The organism is Micromonospora sp. LA-10, from assembly GCF_051853095.1.
Taxonomy (GTDB): domain Bacteria; phylum Actinomycetota; class Actinomycetes; order Mycobacteriales; family Micromonosporaceae; genus Micromonospora; species Micromonospora echinospora_A.
On sequence record NZ_CP195710.1, the window covers coordinates 4,730,567 to 4,755,979 of the forward strand.

Annotated in this window: 15 protein-coding genes; 13 read left to right on the forward strand and 2 right to left on the reverse strand. The window is 72.0% G+C overall.

What is annotated here, in order from left to right; genetic code table 11:
• Positions 1-148: 148 nt before the first annotated feature.
• The 7 genes from ACSDG8_RS22415 (at position 149) to ACSDG8_RS22445 (ending at position 7,523) form a co-directional block, all read left to right on the forward strand.
• On the forward strand, positions 149-988 hold the full coding sequence (locus tag ACSDG8_RS22415; protein ID WP_210943281.1) for a DUF4097 family beta strand repeat-containing protein: 840 nt from the start codon (positions 149-151) through the stop codon (positions 986-988).
• On the forward strand, positions 985-1,605 hold the full coding sequence (locus tag ACSDG8_RS22420; RefSeq protein WP_210900150.1) for a PadR family transcriptional regulator: 621 nt from the start codon (positions 985-987) through the stop codon (positions 1,603-1,605). Before ACSDG8_RS22415 ends, ACSDG8_RS22420 begins: the two co-directional genes overlap by 4 nt.
• A 63-nt stretch (positions 1,606-1,668) precedes the next feature.
• Positions 1,669-2,370: a response regulator transcription factor gene (locus ACSDG8_RS22425; RefSeq protein ID WP_030271847.1), complete on the forward strand. Its 702-nt coding sequence runs from the start codon at positions 1,669-1,671 to the stop codon at positions 2,368-2,370.
• Positions 2,367-3,911 carry a sensor histidine kinase gene (locus ACSDG8_RS22430; RefSeq protein ID WP_210900148.1) on the forward strand — a complete coding sequence of 515 codons (1,545 nt, stop codon included), beginning with the start codon at positions 2,367-2,369 and terminating at the stop codon, positions 3,909-3,911. The genes ACSDG8_RS22425 and ACSDG8_RS22430 overlap by 4 nt, the downstream gene beginning before the upstream one ends.
• 62 nt (positions 3,912-3,973) lie before the next feature.
• Positions 3,974-5,515, forward strand: coding sequence for a S1C family serine protease (locus ACSDG8_RS22435; RefSeq protein ID WP_210900146.1), 1,542 nt, complete (start codon positions 3,974-3,976; stop codon positions 5,513-5,515).
• A 135-nt stretch (positions 5,516-5,650) separates the two neighbouring features.
• The gene (locus ACSDG8_RS22440) at positions 5,651-6,322 is read left to right on the forward strand and encodes a BON domain-containing protein (RefSeq protein ID WP_210899563.1); all 672 of its coding nucleotides are present in this window, start codon (positions 5,651-5,653) and stop codon (positions 6,320-6,322) included.
• Positions 6,323-6,404: 82 nt separating this feature from the next.
• A complete protein-coding gene (locus ACSDG8_RS22445) occupies positions 6,405-7,523 on the forward strand; it encodes a glycosyltransferase family 4 protein (RefSeq protein WP_210899561.1) in 1,119 nt (372 codons plus the stop codon).
• A gap of 4 nt (positions 7,524-7,527) precedes the next feature.
• On the opposite strand, the gene ACSDG8_RS22450 is transcribed toward ACSDG8_RS22445, so the two are convergent.
• Complete coding sequence (locus ACSDG8_RS22450) at positions 7,528-8,982, reverse strand: serine/threonine-protein kinase (protein ID WP_210899559.1); 1,455 nt, start codon at positions 8,980-8,982, stop codon at positions 7,528-7,530.
• 179 nt (positions 8,983-9,161) lie between these two features.
• On the opposite strand from ACSDG8_RS22450, the gene ACSDG8_RS22455 reads away from it, so the two are divergent.
• From ACSDG8_RS22455 to ACSDG8_RS22480, 6 genes are all read left to right on the forward strand, one after another.
• Positions 9,162-9,995: a patatin-like phospholipase family protein gene (locus tag ACSDG8_RS22455; protein WP_210899557.1), complete on the forward strand. Its 834-nt coding sequence runs from the start codon at positions 9,162-9,164 to the stop codon at positions 9,993-9,995.
• Positions 9,995-11,017 carry a 1-acyl-sn-glycerol-3-phosphate acyltransferase gene (locus tag ACSDG8_RS22460; protein ID WP_210899555.1) on the forward strand — a complete coding sequence of 341 codons (1,023 nt, stop codon included), beginning with the start codon at positions 9,995-9,997 and terminating at the stop codon, positions 11,015-11,017. The genes ACSDG8_RS22455 and ACSDG8_RS22460 overlap by 1 nt, the downstream gene beginning before the upstream one ends.
• A gap of 55 nt (positions 11,018-11,072) precedes the next feature.
• Positions 11,073-11,393, forward strand: a complete 321-nt coding sequence (gene cutA / locus ACSDG8_RS22465) for a divalent-cation tolerance protein CutA (protein WP_073828716.1) — start codon at positions 11,073-11,075, stop codon at positions 11,391-11,393.
• Positions 11,394-11,542: 149 nt separating this feature from the next.
• On the forward strand, positions 11,543-14,872 hold the full coding sequence (locus ACSDG8_RS22470) for an SCO7613 C-terminal domain-containing membrane protein (RefSeq protein ID WP_439427215.1): 3,330 nt from the start codon (positions 11,543-11,545) through the stop codon (positions 14,870-14,872).
• Positions 14,873-15,145: 273 nt separating this feature from the next.
• Complete coding sequence (locus ACSDG8_RS22475) at positions 15,146-23,839, forward strand: DUF5615 family PIN-like protein (RefSeq protein ID WP_210943273.1); 8,694 nt, start codon at positions 15,146-15,148, stop codon at positions 23,837-23,839.
• Position 23,840: 1 nt separating this feature from the next.
• The gene (locus tag ACSDG8_RS22480) at positions 23,841-24,128 is read left to right on the forward strand and encodes a DUF3027 domain-containing protein (RefSeq protein ID WP_210899549.1); all 288 of its coding nucleotides are present in this window, start codon (positions 23,841-23,843) and stop codon (positions 24,126-24,128) included.
• A gap of 339 nt (positions 24,129-24,467) precedes the next feature.
• On the opposite strand, the gene ACSDG8_RS22485 is transcribed toward ACSDG8_RS22480, so the two are convergent.
• Complete coding sequence (locus tag ACSDG8_RS22485; RefSeq protein ID WP_210899547.1) at positions 24,468-25,247, reverse strand: SDR family NAD(P)-dependent oxidoreductase; 780 nt, start codon at positions 25,245-25,247, stop codon at positions 24,468-24,470.
• Between the last annotated feature and the right edge of the window lie 166 nt (positions 25,248-25,413).

The following is a 25,413-nucleotide window of genomic DNA, read 5'->3' on the forward strand; positions in this document are numbered from 1 at the left end:
AGGGCCTTTTGCTTCCAAGATCTATCGGCTATGCGTCGGAGACGCGACACAGTCGCGATAGGCTCTTGTTCAGTCGCGATGTATCGCGTTATGCTCCTCGCGTCACTCGACGTGCCGTCGGTCGGTACGTCGTCGAGGGGAGGACGCCATGGCCAACTGGACTGTCGACAGCCCGCAGCGGATCACTGTGGACGAGCCGGTCACCCGGCTCGACGTCCGGCTGATCAGCGGCCGGCTCAACGTTGTCGCCACCGACGGCCCGGCGCGGGTCGACGTCACCCGGATCGGCCGGCGGCCACTCCTGGTCGAGATGCGCGACGGCCGGCTGACCGTGCAGCACGAGCGGCCGACCCGGTGGCCGGGCGTGCTCTGGTCCTTCGGCGGCTTCCACCGCCGGTATCGCGCCGAGGTCTCGATCGCCGTGCCGGCCGAGGTCCTCGCCGACCTGCACCTGGTGGACGGCACGCTCGTCGCCTCCGGCCTGCGCGGGGACACCAGGGTCGACGTCACGTCCGGCGAGGTCACGCTGCGGGGGTTGCGGGGGCGCACCAGCGCCAAGGTGATCTCCGGGCCGGTCGAGGCGCTCGGCATCGGCGGCGACCTCGACCTGGAGACGGTCTCCGGTGAGCTGATCCTCGCCGACAGTGCGCCCGAGCGGGTCCGCGCCCACGCCGTCTCCGGTTCGATCACCTGCGACCTGGACAACCCGCGAGGCAGCGAGATTCGCCTCAGCGCCATCTCCGGCAGCATCACCGTGCGGGTCCGCGAGGACAGCGACCTCACCGTGCACCTGCACACCACCGCCGGCAAGATCACCAGCGGCTTCCCGCAGGTGGACGGCGGGCAGCGGGGCTTCGGCTCGATCAAGGACAGCCACGGCGTGCTCGGCGGCGGTACGGGTAGGCTCTGGGCCTCCGCGACCTCCGGGAGCATCGCACTGCTCGCCCGCCCGGTCGCGACCGCCGAGGACGTGGAGGAGCTGCCGTGACCGCCGTGTTCAGCCACGGCCGGCTCCGGCTCTACCTGCTGAAGCTGCTCGACGACGGCCCGAAGCACGGATACGAGCTGATCCGCCTGCTGGAGGACCGCTTCCTCGGCCTGTACGCGCCCAGCGCCGGCACCATCTACCCCCGGCTGCAACGGCTGGAGGCGGAGGGCCTGGTCACGCACACCGCCGCGGGCGGGCGCAAGGTCTACGAGATCACCGAGGCGGGCCGCGCCGAGCTGCGGCAGCGCGCCGACGAGCTGTCGACCCTGGAGGCCGACATCGGCGCCGCCGTCGAGGACCTGTCCGCGCTGGCCGGTGAGATTCACAACGAGGTACGCGGCTCGGTCCGCGACCTGAAGCGCGAACTGCGTGAGGTGGCCCGGCAGACCCGGCAGGGGGCGTGGACGGCCTCCGCCACGGCCCGGCCCGCGAGCGACGGGGGCCCGGCCCGGCCGGACGACTCGCCGCTGCTCGCCGAGTTCGACAAGCGGTTGGCCGCGTTCACAGTCGAGGTGGGCGCGCTGGTACGGGCGCGGCGGCTCAGCGACAACCAGCTCCGTACCGCGATCCGTATGCTCGACGGAGCGCTGGAAGGGCTGCGGCGGCTGTTCCGCTGATCTCACAGGTTGTTTCCAGGGTCCACCCAGCGCGGCCGCAGCCGGAGCGCGGATGATGGGCCCATGGCGGCTACCCAGACGGAGGCTCGACTGCTCGTGGTCGAGGACGATCCCAACATCCTCGAACTGCTCTCCGCGAGCCTGCGCTTCGCGGGCTTCGACGTGGCCACCGCGACCAGCGGCAGCGCCGCGCTGAACGCCGCCAAGGACCACCGGCCCGACCTGGTCGTGCTGGACGTGATGCTGCCCGACCTGGACGGCTTCGAGGTCATCCGGATGCTCCGCGAGGGCGGCACCCGTACCCCGGTGGTCTTCCTGACCGCGCGCGACGCCACCGACGACAAGATCCGCGGGCTCACCCTGGGCGGCGACGACTACGTCACCAAGCCGTTCAGCCTGGAGGAGTTGACCGCCCGGATCCGGGCCGTGCTGCGGCGTACCGCGACCGGCGAGCAGGCCCCGTCCCGGCTCACCTTCGCCGACCTGGAGCTGGACGAGGAGACGCACGAGGTGCACCGCGCCGGTCAGCGGGTGCAGCTCTCGCCGACCGAGTTCAAGCTGCTGCGCTACCTGATGCTCAACGCCAACCGGGTGCTCAGCAAGGCGCAGATCCTCGACCACGTCTGGAACTACGACTTCCGCGGTGACGACAACATCGTCGAGTCGTACATCTCCTACCTGCGCCGCAAGGTCGACAACACTCAGCCCCGGCTGATCCACACGCTCCGGGGAGTGGGTTACGTGCTACGCAAGCCGGCGGCGTGAACCTCGTCCATGACGCCAAGGGCAGGCTGCGCGGGATTCCGCTGCGGCTCAAGCTGGTCACCGCCGTCCTGGCCCTGGTGGCCGGCGCGTTGCTGGTGATCAGCGTTTCCACCGCCTACTTCCTGCACAACTACCTGGTCGACCGGATCGACGGCGAGCTGAGCGACCAGTTCAACAAGGACGTGGTGGTCAACCAGGCCAACGCCAACAACCTGCCCACCGACTACCTCTTCAGTGAGTGGGACCGCCGCACCCAGGTCGCGGTGGTCCTTCGGGACAGTTCGCTGGTAGCGGACGACCTGCCCGCGGGGCTCAAGGACGCGAACTGGTACCTCGGACACGCAGGCGCGGCGGCCTTCACCGACGACGGCGCGGACCAAAAGGTGCGGTGGCGCCTGATGGTGCGGCAGGTCGACGAGAACACCTACCTGGCAATCGGGCAGAACCTCGACGACGTCGACCTCTCGGTCCGGCAACTGCTCTGGATAGACGTGCTCGTCGGTGGCGCGGTTCTGATCATCCTGGCGTCGGTGGGCGCCGGCATCGTGCGTACCAGCTTGAAGCCGCTCGTGGAGATAGAGCGTACGGCGGCTGCCATCGCGGGCGGCGATCTGACCCGGCGGGTGCCCGACCCGGAGATGGGGCGTCCGTGCCCGACCTCGGAGCTGGGCCGCCTGTCCCGGGCGCTGAACGCGATGCTGGCCCAGATCGAGGCCGCGTTCACCGCGCGGGCCGCCTCCGAGGCGGCGGCGCGCAGCGCCGAGGCGGGCGCGCGGGACGCCGCCGCGTACGCGCAGGCGTCGGAAGCGCGGGCCCGCCGGTCCGAGGAGCGGATGCGGCAGTTCATCGCCGACGCCTCGCACGAGCTGCGGACGCCGCTGACCACCATCCGGGGCTTCGCCGAGCTGTACCGGCAGGGCGCGGCGCGCGCGCCGGAGCAGACCGCCGATCTGCTGCGCCGCATCGAGGACGAGGCGTCCCGGATGGGGCTGCTGGTGGAGGACCTGCTGCTGCTGGCGCGGATGGACCGCGAACGGCCGATCGCGCTGGCCCCGGTCGAGCTGCCGGTGCTGGCCTCGGACGCGGTGGAGGCGGCCCGGGTGGTCGACCCGGACCGGCGGATCGAGCTGGAGCGGGAGCCGGGCGCCGGCCCGCTGGTGGTGCTCGGCGACGACGCCCGGCTGCGCCAGGTGATCGGCAACCTGATGACGAACGCGCTCACCCACACCCCGTCGGACGCCTCGGTGACGCTGCGGCTGCGCGCGGAGGCGGGCAACCTCGCCGTGGTGGAGGTGGCGGACACCGGCCCCGGCCTCACGCCGGAGCAGGCCGAGCGGGTGTTCGAGCGGTTCTACCGGGTGGACGCCGCGCGTACCCGGCGGGCGGGCGGGCCGATCAGCACCGGCCTCGGCCTGGCCATCGTGGCCGCGCTCGTGGCCGCGCACCACGGCACCGTCGAGGTGGACGAGACTCCCGGCGGCGGTGCGACGTTCCGGGTGAAGCTGCCGCTGCTGCCCGAGGCGCCGGAGCCGGGCGAGTGACGTTCAGAAAACTTCCAGGCGGATTCCAGGCTGATGACAGTGCCACGGGGAAAGCTGGGGGCATGACCGACCACGAGACCGATCCGCAGCGGTCGCCGGCCCCCGCCGACGCCGAGCCGTCGCACCACACCGCCGAGCTGCCCCGCGTCGAGAGCGGGACGTCGGACTCCTCGAACACCCCGGCCGCCGCGCCGGTTCCGGCCGACGCCCCGGCCGCCGGAACCACGGCGCAGGCCGGAACCACGGCGCAGGCCGGAACCACGAACCCGGCCGCCGCGCCGGCCGGCCCGTACCCGCCGCAGGGCGGGACGCCGTACCAGGCCGCCGCGCAGCAGCAGCACCCCTGGTACGGCCAGCAGCACCAGCAGCACCAGCAGCAGCACGGCTGGGCCCAGCAGCAGGGCGGCTCGGGCTACCCGTCGGCGCCGCACAGCGGCGGCCCGGTCCCGTCGTACCAGGCGCAGCCGTACCAGGGACAGCACGGGCAGCACGCGCAGCAGGGCTACCAGCCGTACCAGGCCGGGCAGCCGACCCCGCCGTGGGGCGCGCCGCAGCCGGCGCGGCCCAGTCGGGCCGGGAAGTTCATCGGCGCCGGCGCGCTGGCGCTGGCCCTGATGTTCGGCTCGGGCGTGGCCGGCGGCGCGCTGGCCCTCGCGCTCGACGGGGACGGCCCGACCCGCACCTACTCCGCGGCCCCGATCATCAACAGCGCCGACCTGCCCAAGATCGCGGCTTCCGTCCAGGACAGCATCGTCACGATCATGACGGGCAGCGGTGAGGGATCCGGGGTGATCCTCAGCGCCGACGGGTTCGTGCTGACGAACAACCACGTGGTCGCCGGCGCCGGCGGCGACACCGTCCGGGTGGTCTTCGCCAACGGCAAGAGCGCGTCCGCCAAGATCGTCGGGACCGACCCGAAGACCGACCTCGCGGTGGTCCAGGCCAGCGGGGTCAGCGACCTGAAGGCGGCGAAGTTCGGCGACAGCGACGCCATGCAGGTCGGTGACCAGGTGCTCGCCCTGGGCAGCCCGCTCGGCCTGCAGGGTTCGGTCACCGCCGGCATCCTCAGCGCCCGCGACCGCACCATCCAGGCGGGCAGCGGCCAGCAGAACCCGCAGCAGGGCGCCAGCTCGATCTCCGGCCTGCTCCAGACCGACGCGCCGATCAACCCGGGCAACTCCGGCGGCGCGCTCGTCAACACCCGGGGCGAGGTGATCGGCATCAACACCGCCATCGCCACCGCCGGTCAGGGCAGCACCGGCAACATCGGCGTGGGCTTCGCCATCCCGAGCAACAAGGCCAAGGACGTGGCCGAGAAGCTCCAGCGCGGCGAGAAGATCAGCCACCCCTCGCTCGGGGTGAGCGTGAACGGCGCCGAGGACGGCGGCGCGCTCGTCGCCGCCGTCACCCCGGGTAGCCCCGCCGAGAAGGCCGGGATCCAGCGCGGCGACGTGATCACCAAGTTCGGCGACAAGGTGATCAACGACTCGAACGATCTGGTCGGCGCGGTTCAGGCCGGCAAGGTCGGCGACCGGGTCGAGGTCGAGTACAAGCGAAACGGATCCGCCGAGACCGCAACCGTGACGCTCGCCGAGACGTCATAGTCCCCAAGACCTGCCTCCCTCCTGGGCGGCGGGCGACGGAGCCAAGGGGGTTGGCTCCGTCGCCCGCCGCCCCTCCTCTTTCTCACCCGGCGCGGGTGAGGCCGGCTCACCCGGGCCGGGGCCACGCTTACGGGCATGACCACCACGTCCGCCGTGCGTACCGACCGGCAGATCCAGCGCGATGTCCTCGCCGAACTGGACTGGGACGCGCAGACCCGGGCCACCGAGGTCGCCGTCACCGTCGACCGGGGCGTGGTCACGCTGGCCGGGCGGGTGGACAGCTACGCGCGGCGGTGGGCCGTCGAGCGCTGCGCCCACCGGGTACGCGGGGTGCGCGCGGTCGCCAGTGACCTGGAGGTCGACCTGACCGCCACTGATCGGCGTACCGACGCCGACATCGCGATCGCGGCCAGCCGGGCGCTGGAGTGGGACAGCTTCGTGCCGGCCGAGCGGCTGGACGTCACGGTCGCCGACGGCTGGGTCATGCTCCGGGGCGAGGTCGAGTTCGGCTTCCAGCGCCGTACCGCCGAACGTGAGCTGCGCCGGCTGCGCGGCGTACGCGGGCTGACGAACCTGATCGAGGTACGGCCCCCGACGCCGCCCAGCGACGAGCAGCAGCGCCTCGACCTGAGCCGCCTGCTGCTGCGGCGTACCGGCACCGAGCGGATCGACGCCCGGGTCGACGGCGACACGGTGGTGCTCGACGGCGTCGTGGGCGCCTGGTGGCAGCGCGAGGAGGCGGAACGGGCCGCCTGGGCCCTGCCGGGCGTACGCGAGGTGCACGTCGGGATCGTGGTGTCTGGCTGAGCCGCCGGGGCGTCGTTTACCGCGGGCCGGGCCGGGAACCCGCGGCCCAGCGGGTACGCCGGGGACCGAGCGGGGAGGACTCGTGGCCGTGAACCAGCAGTCCTCGGAGCGCGGGCGGGTCGGGCCGCTGCGGATCGCGATGGTGGTGCCGCCGTGGCTGTCGGTGCCGCCGCCCGGCTACGGCGGGCTGGAGACGCTGGTCGCCGGGCTGGTTGACGCGCTCGTCGAGCGGGGCCACGCGGTGACGCTGTTCGGGGCCGGGACCGGGCACGGCACCTCGGCCGACTTCGTCTCCACCTGCGACGAGTTGCAGTACGAGCGGATGGGCGAGTCGCTGCCCGAGCTGGCGCATCTGGCCCACGTCGACCGCCTGATCGGCCCGGCGGACTTCGACCTGGTGCACGACCACAGCACGATCGGCCCGCTGGTGGCCGGACGCCGCCGGGTGCCCACAGTGGCGACTGTGCACGGCAATCCGGTGGGCGAGTACGGCACGGTGCTCGGCAACACCGACCGGGGGGTGGGCCTGGTCGCGATCTCGCACGCGCAGCGCCGGGCGAACCCGGGGCTGCCCTGGGCCGGCACCGTGCACAACGCGATGCCGCTGCGGGACGTGCCGCGCAAGGGGGCGCCCGGGACGGGCCCGGTGCTCTGGCTGGCCCGGTTCAGCCCGGACAAGGGCCCGGACGTGGCGATCGCGGCGTGCCGGGCGGCCGGGCTGCCGCTCACGCTGGCCGGCAAGTGCAACGAGCCGGGCGAGCGCCGCTACCTGGAGCAGGTGGTGCGGCCGCTGCTGGGCGAGGACGTCACGCTCGTGCTGAACGCCGACCGCGAGGCCGCGTGGCGGCTGCTGGTGGAGGCCCGCTGCCTGATCATGCCGATCCAGTGGGCGGAGCCGTTCGGCATGGTGATGGTGGAGGCGATGGCGACCGGCACGCCGGTGGTGGCGCTGCGCCGGGGCGCGGTGCCGGAGCTGGTCCGCTCCGGGGTCACCGGTTTCGTCTGCGACGACGCCGACGAGCTGCCGGCGGCACTGCTGGCGGCGGCCGACCTGGATCCGGCCGACTGCGTCGCGCACGTCGCGGAGAATTTCTCGGTGGAGCGGATGGCCGCCGACTACGAGGCGGTCTACCGGGGCTTCCTGGCCGCGCGAGCGGGCACGCGGGCGCACCGGGCCGTCGCGCCCGCAGTCGCGGGCTGAGCGGTCAGGTCTGCCCGGCCACGAGTTCCGCGGCGGCGGCGTCGAGTCGCCGCGCGTACCCGGGGGTGATGCTGCCCTCGCGCCGACGTTCGTCGATCTTGGCGCGGAGCCGGTCCACGGCGGTGGTCACCTCGCCCTCACCGCTCGCGGCGACCGCGTTGCGCAGCAGGTTGCGCAGGTCCACCCCGACGTCCTCGCGGATCTGACCCTCCGCCAGTCCGGCCTCGATCAGTCCGTCGACCCGTTCGGCGGCGTCGGCCTGGCCGGTCGCGGGCGGGCGGTCGCCGGCGGTTGCGGGCGCGCTCGACGGCGCGGCCGGCGCCGTGGTGACCGGCGGCTCCGGTGCGGGCGCGACGGTGGTCGGCGGCTGGACCGGCCCGGCGGTCGGCAGCACCCGGGGGTCGTCCGGCCGGTCCGGCGTCAGCATGGGCACGAGCAGCGCGGCGGCGGCGACCACCGCCACGCCGGCCGCCGCCAGCGCGAGGACGCGCCGCCGGCCCGGCGCGGCGGCCGGGTTGTCCGGCGGGAGCGGATCCGCGGCCGGTCCGGGTGGCGGGGGAGCGGGCGGGGGCGGCAGCGCGGGCAACGTCATGGTCGGCGCCAGCATGGTGGCGGCCTGCGGGTCGGCGGGCAGCATCTGGTCGCGCAGCACGGCCGCCACCCGGTGCGCGCTGGGCCGCCGTCGCGGGTCGCGGGCCAGGCAGCGCAGGCAGATCTCCGCGACCGGTCCGGGCAGCCCCGGTACGCCGTCCAGGCTGGGCTCCGGGCTCTCCGCGAGCGCGGCGCTGAGCTGCTCCCAGGTCTCCGCCGGGTACGGCGGCTGCCCGGTGAGCGTCTCGAAGAGCAGCACACCGAGCGAGTAGACGTCGGTGGCCGGCTGGGCCGGCGCCCCGTCCAGTCGTTCCGGCGCCACGTACGCCGGGGTGCCGAACGTGCCGCCGTCCTCGTCGTCGTCCGGCGTCCCGATCCGGGTGGCGATGCCGAAGTCGAGGACCTTCGCCCCGGTGCGGGTCATCATCACGTTGGCCGGGGTCACGTCCCGGTGCACGATGCCGAGCCGGTGTGCCGCGGCGAGCGCCTCGGCCACCTGGGCGCCGGTCTCCACCGCTTCCGGCCAGGGCAGCGGCCCTTCGGTGAGCCGGTGTTCCAGCTCCTCGCCGGCGAGCAGTTCCATCACCACGAACGAGGTGATCGAGCCGTCCGGCGCCACCGTCTCGCCGTAGTCGTGCACGGCCGTGACATGTGGATGGTCGAGCTGGGCGGCGGAGCGGGCCTCCTCGCGCACCATGTCGCGGAACCGGGCGTCGGCGGCGAGTGAGGGCGCGAGCACCTTGACCGCCACCACCCGGTCGAGCACCTCGTCCCGGGCGCGCCAGATCACCGACATGCCACCGGCGCCGATCCGGTCGATGAGCCGGTACCGACGGGCCAGCAGACGGCCGGCCTGGAGTGTCGCCATCAGCTCGCACCTGCCTGGGCTCGGGAGCGCTATCAGGTTGCGTGAATGTGTCTTACCTGTCAACAGTCCGCGCGGCGCCGATTGCGGGGCGCGCATCCGTGATGGCTCGCGGTCACCGCCGGGACCAGCGGGGACGGTCCGCCCCGGCCGGTTGTGGGCCGCGTGCCAGGATGAACGTCATGGCAGCAGGTCCGGTGGCGTTCGTGCTCGGCGGCGGGGGAGTGCTCGGCGCGGTCGAGGTGGGGATGCTGCGCGCCCTGTTCCGCGCCCGGATCAAGCCCGACCTGGTGCTGGGCACCTCGATCGGCGCGGTCAACGGCGCCCTGGTCGCCGCCGACCCGACCGAGGCGGTCACCGACCGGCTGGTCCGGCTCTGGGCGTCCCCGGAGGCCAGCGAGGTGTACGGCGACTCGGTCGCCCGGCAGCTGCGCCGGTTCGCCGCCCGTACCCACCTGCACTCGCCCCGGCCGCTGTACCGCCTGCTGGAGAGCACACTGGGCGAGAACACCACCTTCGCCGACCTGGCCGTGCCGTTCCGCTGCTGCGCCGCGAACATCGAGCGCGCCGCCGAGCACTGGTTCCACAGCGGACCGCTGGTGCCCGCGGTGCTCGCCTCCGCCTCGGTGCCGGGGCTGCTGCCCCCGACCCAGATCGACGGCCAGCACTACATCGATGGCGGGGTGGTCAACTCGATCCCGGTCGGCGAGGCGGTGCTGCTCGGCGCGAAGCAGATCTTCGTGCTCCAGGTGGGCCGGATAGAGCGTGAGCTGAGCCCGCCGCGCCGCCCCTGGGAGATCGCCCAGGTGGCCTTCGAGATCGCCCGCCGGCACCGGTTCGCGCGGGAGATGGCGGCGCTGCCCGAGGACGTGGAGGTGCACGTGCTGCCCACCGGCGGGTTGGAGCCGCGCGACGACAGCCCGTGGGCGTACCGGGACACGGCGGCGGTGGGACGGCGGATCAGTCGCGCGTACACTGCCTCCCGCCGATACCTGGACACCGCGCTGGAGCGCTGATGCCGTTGCCGCCCCGCTGGCTCCGCCGGCTGGTGCTCGCGCCCGGAGTGGTGCTGCTCGCCTTCTTCGTGGTGACCACGCTGCCCGGCTGGGCGCTGCTCGCGCTCGCCGCGTCGCCGCTGGTGCCGGGACGGCTGCGCCCGCTGCGGCTGCTCTGGATCGGCACCGTCTACCTGGTCTGGGACGCCGCCGCGCTGCTCGCCCTCTTCCTGCTCTGGCTGGCCTCGGGCTTCGGCGTGTACAAGCGCGCGCCGGCCTTCCAGCGGGCCCACTACGTGCTCGCCGGGTGGTTCCTGCGGGTGATGTTCTGGCAGGCCCGGTGGACGCTGCGGCTGAGTATCGACGTGGTCGGCACCGACCCGGACACCGCCCTGCCCGGCCGTCCCGAGCTGGTCGTCTGCCGGCACGCCGGGCCCGGCGACTCGTTCATCCTGATCCACGCGCTGGTGAACTGGTTCAACCGGGAACCCCGGATCGTGCTCAAGGAGACGCTCCAGTGGGATCCGGCCATCGACGTGCTGCTCAACCGGCTGCCCAACCGGTTCATCGCGGCCGGTCCGGACGGGCGCGACTCGGTGGTGCGGCAGATCGGGCACCTGGCCACCGGGCTGGACGACGACGACGCGTTCGTGATCTTCCCGGAGGGAGGCAACTTCACCCCGTCGCGGCGGCTGCGCGCGATCAACCGGCTCCGCGGGCTCGGGCTGGAGCGGATGGCGCGCCGCGCCGAGCGGATGCGGCACGTGCTCGCCCCGCAGCCGGGCGGGCTGCTCGCCGCGCTCGACGCCGCGCCGGACGCCGGTGTGATCTTCGTGGCGCACACCGGCCTGGACCAGATGCTCACCGTCGCCGACGTGTGGCGCGAGCTGCCGATGGACAAGCGGATCGTGATGCGGTTCTGGTCGGTGCCGCCGGAGGAGATCCCGGCGGGCAAGCAGGAGCGCATCGACTGGCTGTTCGACTGGTGGGCCCGCATCGACAGGTGGATCGCGGACAACCGCAACGGCACCGTCGACGCCTGAGCCGATTCTCCGCGCCTGTTCAGCGCGCCGGCGGCGCGGCACGTAAGGTGCGCTGGTGGACCAGATCTGCGTGGTGACGACTGTGGTGGACGCCCGCGGGGTGGCGGACGTGCTGGCGGCCGCGGCCGTCGCCGGCCGGCTTGCGGCCTGCGCCCAGGTCGGCGGGCCGGTGGACAGCACCTACTGGTGGCAGTCGGCGATCCAGACCACGGCCGAGTGGCAGGTGCGGTTCAAGACCGCGCCGGACCGGGTGGACGCGCTGGTCGACCAGCTCCGCGCCAACCACCCGTACGAGGTGCCGGAGATCCTGGTCAGCCGGGAGGGCAGCGGCAACCCCGGGTACACCGCCTGGGTACACGAGCAGACCCGGCCCTAGGTACTCCTACTCTGTCCGCCCGCCCCGCCGCCCGCGAAGCTGGCCGGGTGGAGAACACCGGCTACCCCTGCCCCGGATGTGGCGCTCCGGCCGACCTCACGGCCGGATGCCGCGGTTGCGGCCGCCCGCCCTATCCGCCCGCCGCCGAGGTGATCCGGCTGGACCGGGAGATCACCGAGCTGGTGCCGCGCGTCGAGGCGGCCCGGCTCGCGTACCAGGATCTGTCCGGCCGCCTGTCCACGGCCCGGCAGCGGCGGGCGGCGCTGGCCGCCCGGATCCGTCAGGAGATCCCCGTGCCGGGCCCGGTCGCCGCGCCCGTGCCGCAGGCCGCCGGCCCCGCGCCGCTCCCGGTCGCCGCGCCCGCGCCGCCGCCGCGTGTGGTTCCGCCCGCCGCCCCGGTACGCCCCGGCGGCGCGGAAACCTCCACCCGGGCGGTGCAAGGGCTGCTCTTCGTCCTGGGTGGACTGCTGCTCGGGACCGCCGCCGTGGTGTTCACCGCTGTCGCCTGGGCCACGTTCGGCGTGACCGGCCGGGCGCTGGTCCTGCTCGCGGTCACCGCGCTGGCCCTGGCCGCGCCGCTCGTCGCCCGGGCGCGCGGGCTGCGCGGCACCGCCGAGACGCTCGCCTCGGTGGGGTTGCTGCTTGTGGTCCTGGACGGGTACGCCGCCTGGTCGGTGGACCTGTTCGGGGTGACCGGCCTGCCGGGCAGCCGCTACGCGGCGCTCGTCGCGGCCACCGGCGCGGCCGTCGCGGCCGGGTATGCGCTGATCAGCCGGCTCACCGCGCCCTGGTTCGCGGCGTGGCTGCTGGCGCAGCCGGTGCTGCCGCTGGCCGTGGCCGCGTCCCGGCCCACCGCGGCCGGCTGGGCGCTGACGCTGACCGCCGTGGCGCTCGGCGACCTCGCGGTGGTGGCGGTGCTGCGCCGCCGGACCTCGGACCGGCGCGGCGCGCTGACGGCCGGGCAGGTGCTGGGCTGGATCGGGCACGGCGTGGCGCTGGTCCTGGCGGCCGGCTGCGCGCTGGTGCCGCTGGCGGTCGGCCACGCGGCGGGTATGCCGCTGCTGGCCGGTGGCCCGCTGCTGGTGGTGGCGCTGGTCCTGGTCGCCGGCGGGGTCGCGGCCGGCTGGTTCTGGCGCGCGACCACCACTGGGCTGCTGGTACTGGTGCTCGCGGCCGCGCTGGTCCGGCCGGTCGCCGAGCTGCGTCCCGGCCTGCTGCTGGTCGCCGCCGGCCTCGTGGTCGCGGTGCTGGCCGGCGCGGTACGGGCGCTGCCGGCGTCGGTCCGGACCGGCCCGCGGGTGGGCGCGCTCGTGGTGGCCGCCGTCCTGGGCCAGGTCGCGGTCGTGCTCACCGGCCTCGTCGGCGCGGCCACCGCGAGCGCCTCGTTCCCGGCCTGGCAGGGCGGGCGGGACGTACCGCTCCCGTCCTGGGGCTGGCAGCTCCCGGCGGCCCTGCTGCTGACTGCCGGCGCGGTAGCGCTGCTGACGCCCCGGGGCGGTCGGCCGCTGGTCGGCGTGATCGCCGCCGGGCTGCTCGCGCTCGCCGCTCCGGCCGTGACGGCGACGCCGTGGCCGCTGGTGCTGGTGGTGGACCTCGCGACGGCCGCCGCGCTGCTGCTGGCGGCGGTGGCCCGGCCACGTCCGGGCCGGTTGGCCGTGCCGGTCGCCGCGTCGGCCGGTGCGCTGCTGCTCGGGCACGCGCTGCTGGTCGGCCTCGCCGCGCCCGGCGGAGCGGTGGCGGTGCTCGCCGTGACGGCGCTGCTCGGCGTGGCGGTGGCCGGGCTGGGCCGGCGCGGGCTGGGCGCGCAGCCGGTGGTCGGCGGCGTCGCGCTGGCCGTGGCGCTGGTCGCTGTACCGGCGGCGGTGGCCGTCGCGCTGTTCGGCCTGGGCGCGCCGCTGTGGTGGCAACTGCGGGGCGCCGTCACCGCCGTCGTGGTGCCGGTCGTCGTCGTGCTCGCGGTCCGTCGCCTGTGGACCGACCTGAGCGGGTACGCCTCGACGGGGCTCGCCGTGGCGCTCGCCGGGGTCGGCCTCGTGCCGATCGTCGCGCCGGGCGGGGAACCGGTGGCGCTGTACGCCACGGCGGGGGTCCTGCTGGCGCTCGCCGCCGGGGTCGGCTCCCGGCCGGCGGCCGCCCTGCGAGCGGTGGGAGCCGGGCTGGCCGGGGTCGCTCTGCTGGCCACCGCGCGGACCGTGCTGCTGGTGTTCGCGGACCTGCCGGTGCGGCCCGGGTCCGGGGTGCCCGCGGCCGTGGCGGCTTCTGCCGAGACCGCCCGCGCCGGGCTGGTGCTGCTGCTCCTGGGCGCCGCCACCGGGGCGTACGCCGCTACGGATCGCCGCCTCGCGTGGTGGGTCGCCGCGTCGCCGTTCGGCGCGTTGGCGCTGCCGGTGCTGGCGACGGCGGCCGGCGCGCCCTGGCCGACGGCGACGGCGACGGCGTTCGGGATCGGGCTGGCCGCGCTGCTGGCCGCCGCGCTCACCGGCGCGAGCCGGGCGGTGCTCGTGCCGCTGGGCGTGGTGCTGGCCGCACCCGGGTTCGGTGGCCTGCTCGCCACCCGTGCCGGGACGCTCGCCGCGCTCGGTGTGCTGGTGGTGGCCGGTGCGGTGGCCGGGGTGGCCGGACGGCCGGCGGTGGCACGGATCGGGGGGTGGCTGGGCGCTGTCGCGGCGGCCACCGGGTTCGCCCTGGTCGCGTCGCTCACGGCCGGGCAGTCGCTGCGTACCGGGGCGTTCGCGGTCCTGGCCGTTGCGGCGGTGACGCTGCACGCCGCGCCGCTGCTGCGCGTGGTCCGACCGGGTGGCGTCGGCGCGGGGCGGGCCGGCGCGTGGGCGCTGGAGGCGGCGGCGCAGGCCGTGGCGCTGCTCGCGCTGCTGCTCGCGAGCGGCTCGTTGCGGCACGCGGCGGCGGTCTGTGTGCTGTGGGGCGTGGCCGTCGCGGTGCGGGTGCTGCGCCGGGGCGAGTCGCCGCAGGGGCGTCGTGTGCTGGCCGCGGTGGCGGCGGGCAGCGAGTTGATCGGCGCCTGGCTGGTGCTCGCCGCGCGCGGAGTGGTCGTGCTGGAGGCGTACACGCTGCCGGCGGCGGCGCTCGCCCTGGGCGCCGGGGTGCTGGCGCTGCGGCGCCGGCCCGGACTGACCAGCTGGCTGGCGCTCGGCCCCGGGCTCGGCGCGGCGTTGCTGCCGAGCCTCGTGTCGGTGCTGGTCCTCGGTGAGCCGCAGCCATGGCGGCGGCTGGCGCTCGGCGCGGCGGCGGTGGCGGTGGTGCTCGCCGGGGCGGCCCGGCGCTGGCAGGCGCCGGTGGTGCTGGGTACGGCCACGCTGGTGCCGCTGGCGCTGCACGAGCTGGCCCGAGGCTGGGACCTGATGCCCCGCTGGATCTTCCTGGGCGCGGGCGGGCTGCTGCTGATCGGGCTGGCCGCCACCTACGAGCGACGTCGGCGAGACCTGGTCCGGCTGCGCGACGCCGTGGCCCGGCTCGGCTGACAGACGCAACGAAGCCCTCTCACCCTCAGTGGTGAGAGGGCTTCGTCGCGTAAAAAATTGATAGACGACAATTATTGCTCCAATACATAGAAGGTTGTTAGATTCCTATCCGGCACCCACGGGGGGCGCTGAACCGACTCGCTCACAGAGCTTGGTCGCGGTGTCGGCACACGCATGCGCGTGCGCGGATTCTCTTTCGCGGCAGTACGAACGGCACGCCACGTGCCGGGATTCGTCACGCCCTTTTCGCGCGCTCCTCATGGAGGACAACGCATGCGTCAACGTCATGCCCGCCGTCTGCTCGCGGCGGTGATCGGTGCCGTCCTGGTCGTCTCCGGCGCCCCGGCACAGGCCCGCCCGCCGGGGCAGGTGAAGCCGGAACCACGTCCCGGCACGGTGCTCCGCCCGCCCGCGGTGAAAGGCCGGGACCTGCCGGCGACCCCACCCGGCCCGGCCAAGGTGCTGCCGTCGGTGGCCCGGCCGGTGCCCGCCGCCCCGATACCGGCGGCCCGCCGGGTCCGCGAACTCACGGACCGTCGTACCGCCACCGGCAAGGTCTTCCAACTCGCCGACGGCCGGACGCAGGCCGAGGTCAGCCGCGAGCCGGTGCACTACCGGGACCGGAACGGCCGCTGGCAGGACATCCGGCCCACGATCGCGGCCGGCACCACGGCGGGATATCCGTACGCCGCCACACGCAACGCGTTCGTCACCCGGTTCGGTGACCGCAGCGACCGGGTGCTGTCCTACTCGACCGGCGCGCACGGACTGACGCTCGGGCTCGCCGGAGACCGGCGTGAGCTGCGGCCGACCGCGACCGGCAGCCGGGTCAGCTACCGGGGCGCCGTGGGCGGAGCCGACCTGGTCTACGAGGTGACCCGCTCGGCGGTCAAGGAACAGATCGTGCTGGCGGCGCCGCCGAGCGGACCGGCGACGTACTCGTTCACGCTGGACACGCAGAAGGTGCGGCCGGTCGCGCACGCCGACGGCTCGGTGTCGTTCTACGCGACCGACCGCGAGGGCCCGCCGCTGTTCACGATGCCGCGGCCGTACATGTACGACAGCGCCGACGACCCGGATTCGGTGGTCGGCAAGCGGGTCAGCTACCAGGTCACCCAGCGCATCGAGCAGCGGGACGGCCGCACCGTGGTGACGGTGAGCGCCGACGATGCCTGGCTGCGCAGCCCGGACCGGAAGTATCCGGTGGTCATCGACCCCACCATCAAGATCCAGCCGACGCTCGGCCAGGCGCAGGACGTCATGCTCGCCTCCGGCGGCCCGGCGGAGAACTTCGACAGCACCTGGCGGCTGTCCGCCGGCGCGTCCAGCGGCGGCACCTTCCGGTCACTGACGAAGTTCGACCTGTCGAAGGTCCCGGCGAACACGGTGCTGGACTCGGCGCAGCTCGAGATGTACTTCGACCAGACCCACGGCGGCGCCGACGCCTACTCGATGGCGTTCGAGGCGCGCCGGGTGACCGCGGCGTGGAACGAGAGCACCGCGACGTGGGACAGCATGAGCAGCAAGTTCGCCGAGGTGGGCGAGAACCGCGAGCAGATCGACGAGGCGGACGCCGCCAAGGTCAGCGCGAGCGGCGAGTGGGCCGGAGCCACCGGCACGGACCGCAGCCAGGCGCTCAACGGCGCCTACCGCTACAACGCCGACGCCACCACGGGCCAGACGTTCACCTGGGTGCCCCGGCTGACCGAGACAGGCCAGTACGAGGTGTTCGTGCACTACGTGCCGGGCAGCAACCGGGCGACGAACGCCCCGTACACCGTCCACTACGACGGCGGGTCGGTGGTGAAGACCGTCAACCAGACCACCGGCTCCGGCAACGGCGCGTGGGTGTCGATCGGCTCGTACGCGTTCAAGGCCGGCACCACCCACAAGGTGGTCCTCGGCGACGTGGCCGGCAAGACGGTCGTGGCCGACGGGGTGCGCTTCGTCAAGCGCGCCGAGGTGACGAAGCCGCTGCACCAGACAAACGCCTGGCACAGCTACAGCGTCCGGTCGATCGTGCAGGGCTGGCTGGGGGACCCCGCGACCAACCACGGCTTCATGGTCAAGGGCAAGGATGAGTCGAACAAGAACGGCGGCCCGCGCTACGAGTCCGGCGACTTCTCCTACGGCGGCGAGGACGACCACGGCCCGAAGCTGGTGCTCACCTGGGGGCGCCCCGGCGTGGCCCTGAGCCCGGTCACGACGGTGCGGGCGACCGGCGCCGACCTGTCCTGGTCCACCTACGCCGACCCGTCCTCGTCACCCGACGACGACCTGCTCGAATACCAGGTGCACGCCAGCCGGACGCAGAACTTCATGCCGAGCGCGGCCACGCTCGTCGCGCCGGTACGGCCGGGTCGCACCAGCTACGCCGACACGCACGCGACGCCGACCCCGGCGAACTCGTCCGGCCAGTTCGGTGACGCCTACTTCTACATGGTCGCGGCCCGACTGCGTGACGGCACGGTCCTTCCGGCGCAGACCCAGATGGTGCGGCTCCCCAAGGCCGGCCAGGTGATCAAGTTCTTCACCGGAGCCGACGACAACACGCTGACCAGCGCCAAGCCCAACAACAACTGGGACACGCTGGATGCCGGCGGCGAACTCCAGGTCGGCAACAAGGGCTCGATCTACGGCACCAGCCGCGCCGTGCTGAAGTTCCCCACCATCACGGGCCTGCCCGCCAAGACCAAGGTGATCAACGCCCAGGTCGGGCTCTGGGGCTGGTACAGCGAGGGTACGGGCGTCGGCCAGCAGCAGTTCCAGCTACGCGGGCTGACCCGCGACTTCAGCGAGACCACCTCGACGTGGAACAGCGCCCAGACCGGCACCGCCTGGACCACGCCGGGCGGTGACGCCGAGTCGACGGTCCGGTCCACCGTCGGTTCCCTCAACGGGGATCCGGGGTGGACGAACTGGGAGGCCGGACCGCTGGTGCAACGCTGGATCGACGACGCCACCACCAACAAGGGCGTCCTGATCCGGCAGGCCGACGAGGCCGGCGCGGAGCAGCGGATGCTGTTCCTCTCCGCCGAGGCGGCCGAGCCGTCGCTGCGTCCCCGGCTCCGGGTCATCTTCACCGCGCCGACCAGCGACCGGACCTACTACGCGCCGACCACCCCGGGCCGGATGGTCCCGGGCGACCAGTACCTGGTGCCGGTCACCGTCACGAACACCACGTCGTCGGTGTGGTCGCCGTCGGACTGGGTGCTGTCGTACAAGTGGACCCGGCAGGACGGCACCGCGGTGAGCGCGGACCCGATCGAGACCCCGCTGCCGTCCGCGCAGGCGCCCGGTGGCGTGGTCACCGTCAACGGCACGGTGAAGGCACCGACGTCCGGCAGCGACGGTGACCGCCGGGAGCCGTACGTGCTGAAGTGGGAGCTGCGGAACAAGACCACGAACCAGTGGCTGTCGCAGACCGCCCAGATCGACCCGCTGGACCAGTCGGTCGCCGTGGAGGACCCGACCTCCGACCAGCTCGGCCTGGAGAAGTTCTACCAGTACACCGGAGGCAGCGCAGGTTCCGGCGCCTCGCTGATGGTCAACCAGTTCTCCGGCAACGCGGTCGTCGGCTACAACCCGCTGTCCAACCCGAGCCGCGGTGTGTCGACCTTCGTGCGGCTGACCTACAACAGTCAGGACACGTCCACCTCGTCGACGGGGCAGGGCTGGTCCCTGTCCACGTCGAGCACGGTCCGCCTCGGCTCGCCGCTGGAGTTCCGCGGCGGCGACGCGACCTGGCCGCAGCAGGTGGCGATGACCGACGGGGACGGCACCACCCATCTGTTCAACCTCGACAAGCACGGCAGCGGCAACCCGGCCGACTGGCGGTACGTGCAGCCCGCCGGGGTCCACCTCTACCTGCAGCGCACGAACAGCGGTGACACCAGCCAGGCGTGGACGATGACCCGGCCGGACCGTAGCCAGTTCGTCTTCGACGAGCAGGGCTACCAGAGCGTGGTACGGGACCGTAACGGCAACCAGCTGCTGTTCACCTACGAACGGATGCAGGTCGGCAACCGCAACACCGCGGTCCTGCGCTACCTGACCGATCCGGACAACCGGCGGACGCTGAGTCTGGACTACTACGCCGCCGGTGACAGCTACACCGCGTTTGTCAACGGCACGAAGCAGTCACTGACGAACCTGCAGAACTCGCGCATCATCCACCAGGTCCGGTCGATCACGGACGTGAGCGGCCGGGTGCTGTCCTTCGTGTACAGCGACAGCGGCCTGCTCCGCGAGGTGACCGACGGGTCCGGCACCGCCGAGGCGAAGGTGTTCGGCTTCGCGTACGACGAGGCGCAGGGTCCGCAGAACGCTCGCCTGAACCGGATCACCGACCCGCGTGCCGCCAGCACGAAGGTCGCCTACAACGATGCCGGCGACGCCTTCCTGCAGGGCAAGGTGGCCACCGTCACCGATCGGCTGAACAAGATCACCTATGTCGACTACCAGGACCCGGACGGCGACGCCAGCGACGCGGTGATCACCACGGTGACCGACCCCAAGGGGCGGGCCACCGAGAGCATGATCGACGGCTTCGGGCGGGCCACCCGGATCACCAACGCCAAGAACCAGGCGACCATCCTCGGTTGGGACGCCGACAACAACGTCACCCGGCTGGAGGAGGCCGGCGGCGCCGTCAGCACCTGGCGGTTCGATCAGGTGACCGGCTACCCGCTGGAGATCAAGGATCCGGAGGCCAACAAGAACAACACCGCCGGTCTGCGGATGGACTACCGGTACGGGCTGTCCGGGCACACCGCCGAGTTGACCGACAAGTACTCGCCGGAGGGCCGGCACTGGAACTTCGGCTACGACGCGGTCGGCAACCTGACCTCGGTGACCGATCCGAAGGGCACCGCCACGGCGACCGCCGGTGACTACACGTCGAGCTACACGTACGACGCTGTCGGACGGATGATCACGGCGACGGACGCCAACGACCACGTCACCCGCTACGCCGACTACGACCCGGTCGGCTACCCGAGAACACTCACCGACGCGCTGACCAAGGTCACGACGTACACCTACTCGTCGATCGGCAGCGTGCTCAGCGTCACCGACCCGAACCAACACACCGCGACCTACACGTACGACAGTCTCGGACGGCCGCTGACCCAGCGGGTGCCGAAGGACTCCGCGAGCGGCGTCTACATCACCACCCCGGCGCCGGTCTACGACAAGAACGACAACGTCACCCAGCAGACCACGCCCACCGGGGCGGTGACCACCGCCGTCTACGACGCGCTGGACCGGCCGAGCACAGTCACCACTCCGAAGGACACGGCGACCGCCGACGCGCCGACCACCAAGTACGAATACGACCAGGTCGGCAACGTCATCAAGGTGACCGAGCCGAAGGGCATGCTGACTCCGGCCGACGTCACCGACTACACGACCGTCTACGTCTACGACGAGCTGAACCGGCCGACCGAGGCCACGGACGCGCTCACCGGCCGGGTCAGCATCGACTACGACCTGGCCGGCAACGTCAGGCAGCAGACCGACCAGCGCAAGAACGCGACCGCGCAGACCAACGACTGGACCGCCCAGTTCCTCTATGACCTCAACCACCGGATCAAGACGACCGTCGACGCCAAGGGCAACACCACGGGCGTCGAGTACGACCGGGACGGCAACCCGACCGTCTCGATCGACCAGGACGGCAACCGTGCGCTGTTGACGTACGACGAGCGGTCGGCGCTTACCGAGGAGAAGGTGCCGTACCAGTCGGTGAACGGCACGATCACCCACCGCACCACCAGGTACGAGTACGACGAGGTCGGCAACCTCACCCGGCAGATCAGCCCGCGGGGGATGGACACCACCGACGACCCCGACGACTTCGCGACCGTCACGCTCTACGACGCGTTGAACCGCGTCCGTGAGGTCCAGCAGCCGTACGACCGGGACGACGTGCGGTTCACCACTCCGCCGGTGACCACCTACGCCTACGACGCGGTGGGCAACCTCGAGCGCATCTCCGCGCCGCCGTCGAACGGCCAGTCGACCCGCAACGACACCGTGCAGACGTTCTTCGACAACGGCTGGATCCGCACCTCGAAGGATGTCGGCTGGAACATCACCACCAGCTACGGCTACGACGACAACGGTGCCCAGACGTCGCGGTCGGTCACCGGCGCAAGCGGCACGCCGCGCCAGATGAGCTGGACGTACTTCCCGGACGGGAAGAAGAAGAGCCAGGCCGACAACGGCGCCGGCTCCGGCACGCCCAGCAAGAACTTCGCCTACGAGTACGACGTCAACGCCAACCTCGTCAAGATGCTGGACACCAGCACCGGGGCGACCATCGACAACTACGTCGTGTCCTACGACCCGCTCAACCGCGTCGCCAGCGTGGAGGAGAAGAGCGGCACGACGGTCAAGAACACCACGACCTTCGCGTACGAGCCGAACGACCTGCTCAAGAAGCGCACCCACGACACGCAGATCTCGGAGTACACGTACGAGGCCGAGCGGGACCTGGCCACCGAGATCAAGAACATGACGTCGCCGACCGACCCGAAACCCAAGTACACCCGCTACAGCTACACCAAGCGCGGGCAGACGGCGACGGAGACCAAGGGCAACGGCAACGTCGTCACCACCGACTACTTCCTCAACGGCTCGGTCCAGAGCCAGGTGGAGAAGAAGTCCGGCGGCGCGGTGGTCAACCAGCACACCTACGAGTACACGGCCAACGGGCAGAAGTCGAAGGACGTGTCGCGCAAGCAGAACGCGGACAACCGCACCGCGTACCTCGACACCACGAGCACCTTCGCCTACGACCCGCAGGACCGCATCCGGTCGGTGACCAAGACCGGCAGCGGCGCCGGCACCGAGAGCTACGTGCACGACGCCAACAGCAACGTGGTCACCCAGACCGTCGGAGGGATCCCCACCGAGTTCACGTACGACAAGAACCGGCTGACGACGGCCAAGGAAACCGCCAGCGGCGTCTCGGCGAGCTACGCCTACGACCCGTACGGCCGGCTCAAGACTGTCACCTCGGCCGGCACCACGGTGGAGAGCTACACCTACGACGGCTTCGACCACGTCGTCAGCAACACCAAGAACCCGGGCGGCAAGACCACCACCTACACGTACGACCCGCTGGACCGGCAGGCGACCCGCACCTACGGCGGGAAGACGACTACGTACGCGTACCTCGGGCTGACCGGGGACATCTCCGCCGAACTGGAGGGCACCAAGGTCGTCAAGTCCTACCAGCGGGGCCCGGGCGGCGATCTGCTGTCCCAGGTCAAGACCAACACCGACAACACCCAGGAGGACTCGTACGCCGGTTACGACGGGTCCTCCGACATCGGCCAGATCACCGACGACAAGGGCGACGGCCGGGCGACCTACGGTTACACCGCGTACGGCAAGAACGACGCGGGTCAGTTCACCGGGGTGGACAAGCCGGACGCGGGCAACCCGGAGAACCCGGACAAGGTCCCTTACAACTCCTACCGGTTCCAGTCCAAGCGGTTCGACCAGTCCACGGGCGACTACGACATGGGCTTCCGCGACTACGACCCGGGGATCAACCAGTTCCTGTCCCGGGACTCGTACAACGGGGCGTTGGACGACCTGGGGCTGGCCGTCGACCCGTACACGGGCAACCGGTACGCGTTCGCCGGTGGTAACCCGATCAGCAATGTGGAGCTGGACGGTCACAACTGGCTCTCGGATGCCGCCGACGAGGTCGGTGACTTCGTCAAGGACGCCGCGTCGGCGATCGGCTCGGACGTCAAGGGAGCTGCCGAGACCTTCGCGCAGATCGGTTACGACACCGCGGTCGGTGGCAACCCACTGGTCGACAAGGACACCAGCGAGGCGGCGCAGAGTCGGGGCAAGGCCCGCGGCGACGCGGCTAAGAAGACGTTCAGCAACCCGGGTCAGGCCGTCCAGGACTGGGCGGACGGGCTGACAAACGATGTCAAGTCAGGGCATCCCGGAAGGGCGGCCGGTCACCTGCTGTTCGACGCCTTCAGCATCGCGGCCGGCGGCCGCGGGGCCGGCGGGGCCAAGGGTGCCGGCGGCGCGAAGGGTGCCGGCGGAGCGGGCGCCGGTGACCTGGCCAAGGGCGGCGTACGAACCGGCGCCGGCAAGGGCGGTGCCCGGGCCGAGGCCGGTGGCGGTGCCTCTCGGGCTGGCGGGAACTGCCTGAACAACAGTTTCGTGCCGGGCACCCAGGTGCTGATGGCCGACGGCAGCACCAAGGCGATCGAGGACGTCACCCTCGATGATCTGGTGCTGGCCAGTTCGCCGGAGACGGGAGAGACCGCAGCCAAACCGGTGACCAGGCTGATCGAGGGCGAGGGTCAGCGTGACCTCGTGGCCGTCACGGTGGACGTGGACGGTGCCGACGGCGACGAGACCGCCGACATCACCGCGACCGCGGGTCACCCGTTCTGGGTGGACGACGAGCAGCGGTACATCGAGGCCGGACAGCTGCTCGGCGGCGACCAGGTGATCACCGACGACGGCCGCGAGCTCAGGGTGGTGGGTACGCGTCAGTGGACCGAGCACGCCACGGTCCACAACCTCACTGTCGAGGACATTCACACGTACTATGTGCTCGCCGGTTCCGCCGCTGTACTTGTCCACAACTGTGGCCCAGCTGAAATGTCCGGCGCTATGCGGGATCTTCTCGCCAAGAAGGCAGGGTTCAGTGGTGGCGGACAACGCTATATCCTTGACGAGAACATGTCGCCAAAGTTCGCGGGGCAACTACGTCAGCAGGGGTTCAATGTGCGAAGCGTGGACGAGATGGGTCTGAACGGCACCAAGGATCCTCAGCTGAACCAGCTCGCGCAGCAGCTCGATGCCCGGGTAATCACCCGAGACCGAGGCCGTCAAATGGACGGAGGATTCGGGCAGGCGGCAATTAACATCGACAGAAGGGTCACGACCTCCAGCGGTATTGCTCGTATTCTGGGCGGTGGGTGAGATGACCGAGCGGCACGTGGCACACGATGCGAAGATTCTTGACCAGATACATCGGAGGTGGGTAGCCCGTCGCAACCGCGACACCGCGGCGGCCGGCTACCTGGAGAGATGGTATGACGAGCAATGCGGGTCATGCCGGTTCTGGTTTCCTCTGGCGGGTGAGCTGGGCTCTGATTACGGTGCCTGCGCCAATGGTGAATCCCCATTCGATGGTCGAGTGCAGTTCGAGCATGACGGCTGTGACGAGTTCGAAGACGCGGGTGGTTGGGTGACACCCGAGTCGGTCTAGCTCCCACACAGGTCACTGCCGTAGCGGGACGGTCTGCCTCCAGCAGGCCGTCCCGCCGTTTGCCCGGGGACCAGCTGCCGCGGTGCCCGATCGAACGACCACCACCCCCGATGTCAACTGGACCTGGAAGTCGCCCTGAGGCTCGCCGCGGGTGCTCTCGGTGGCCTGGGGAAGAGAGGGTCTGACCGAGGACTCGACATCGGCTGGGAGCTCGGACTCGGATCAGGTAAGAGCGCTGCCGCCGTCCATCTGGTGCAACTGGTACGTGCAGTCATCGCGGTGGTCGGCGCAGGCGGTCCGTCTGTCACAAGGGCCGGTGCCCGGGCCGGCCCGTTCGTCTCACCTGATCGGCGAACCACCGTCGACCGGGATGGTGTGGCCGTGGATGAACGACGCGTCGTCGCTGGCGAGGAAGCAGACCGCGCGGGCGATCTCGTGCGGCTCGCCGTACCGGCCGGCGGGGGCCTGCATGGTCAGGTCGTAGAACGGGAAGTCGCTGGTGATCTCCGCGCCCTCGAAGGCGGCGGTCTTGATGACGCCGGGGCCGATGCCGACCGCGCGGATGCCCTTGTGGCCGTAGTCGTAGGCGATCTGCTTGGTGAGCCCGATGACACCGTGCTTGGCGGTGGTGTACTCCGCGCCGACCTCGCTGGCGACCAGGCCGGACGCCGACGACACGTTGATCACGACGCCCTTGCCGCGCTCCAGCATGTGCGGCAGCGTGGCCTTCGTGGCGAGGAAGACGCCCTTCAGATCGACCTCCATGACGCGGTCCCACTGGCTGTTCTCAATCTCCAGCAGCGGCACGTACGCGCCGAACACGCCGGCGTTGTTCACCAGCACGTCGATGCGCCCGTACGCGTCGAGGGCGGCGCTCACCATGGCGCGTACCGAGTCCTCGTCGGTGACGTCGGACGCCACCGCCACCGCGTCGCCGCCGGCTTCCTTGACGCGTGTGACTGTCGCCTCGGCGCGCTCCAGGGAGAGGTCGGAGACGACGACCTTCGCGCCCTCGGCGGCCAGCTCGACGCACATGGACATGCCGAGTCCGGAGCCGACCTGGTCGGGGCTGAAGCCGCCGCCCGTCACGAGCACCACCTTGTCTGTCAATCCACGCACCGCGATGTCTCCCGTCTGTCGATGACCGTGCGCCCTGCGCACCTGACCGTTCGGATGAATGGCCCTCATCTTTACGTACAGATTAGCTGCTCAGAGTGGGTGCGCCCACCGCTGCACGGGCTCGCCGCGGTGTGACGAAGATCGTTTGCCCTGCTCCGGCCCGGAG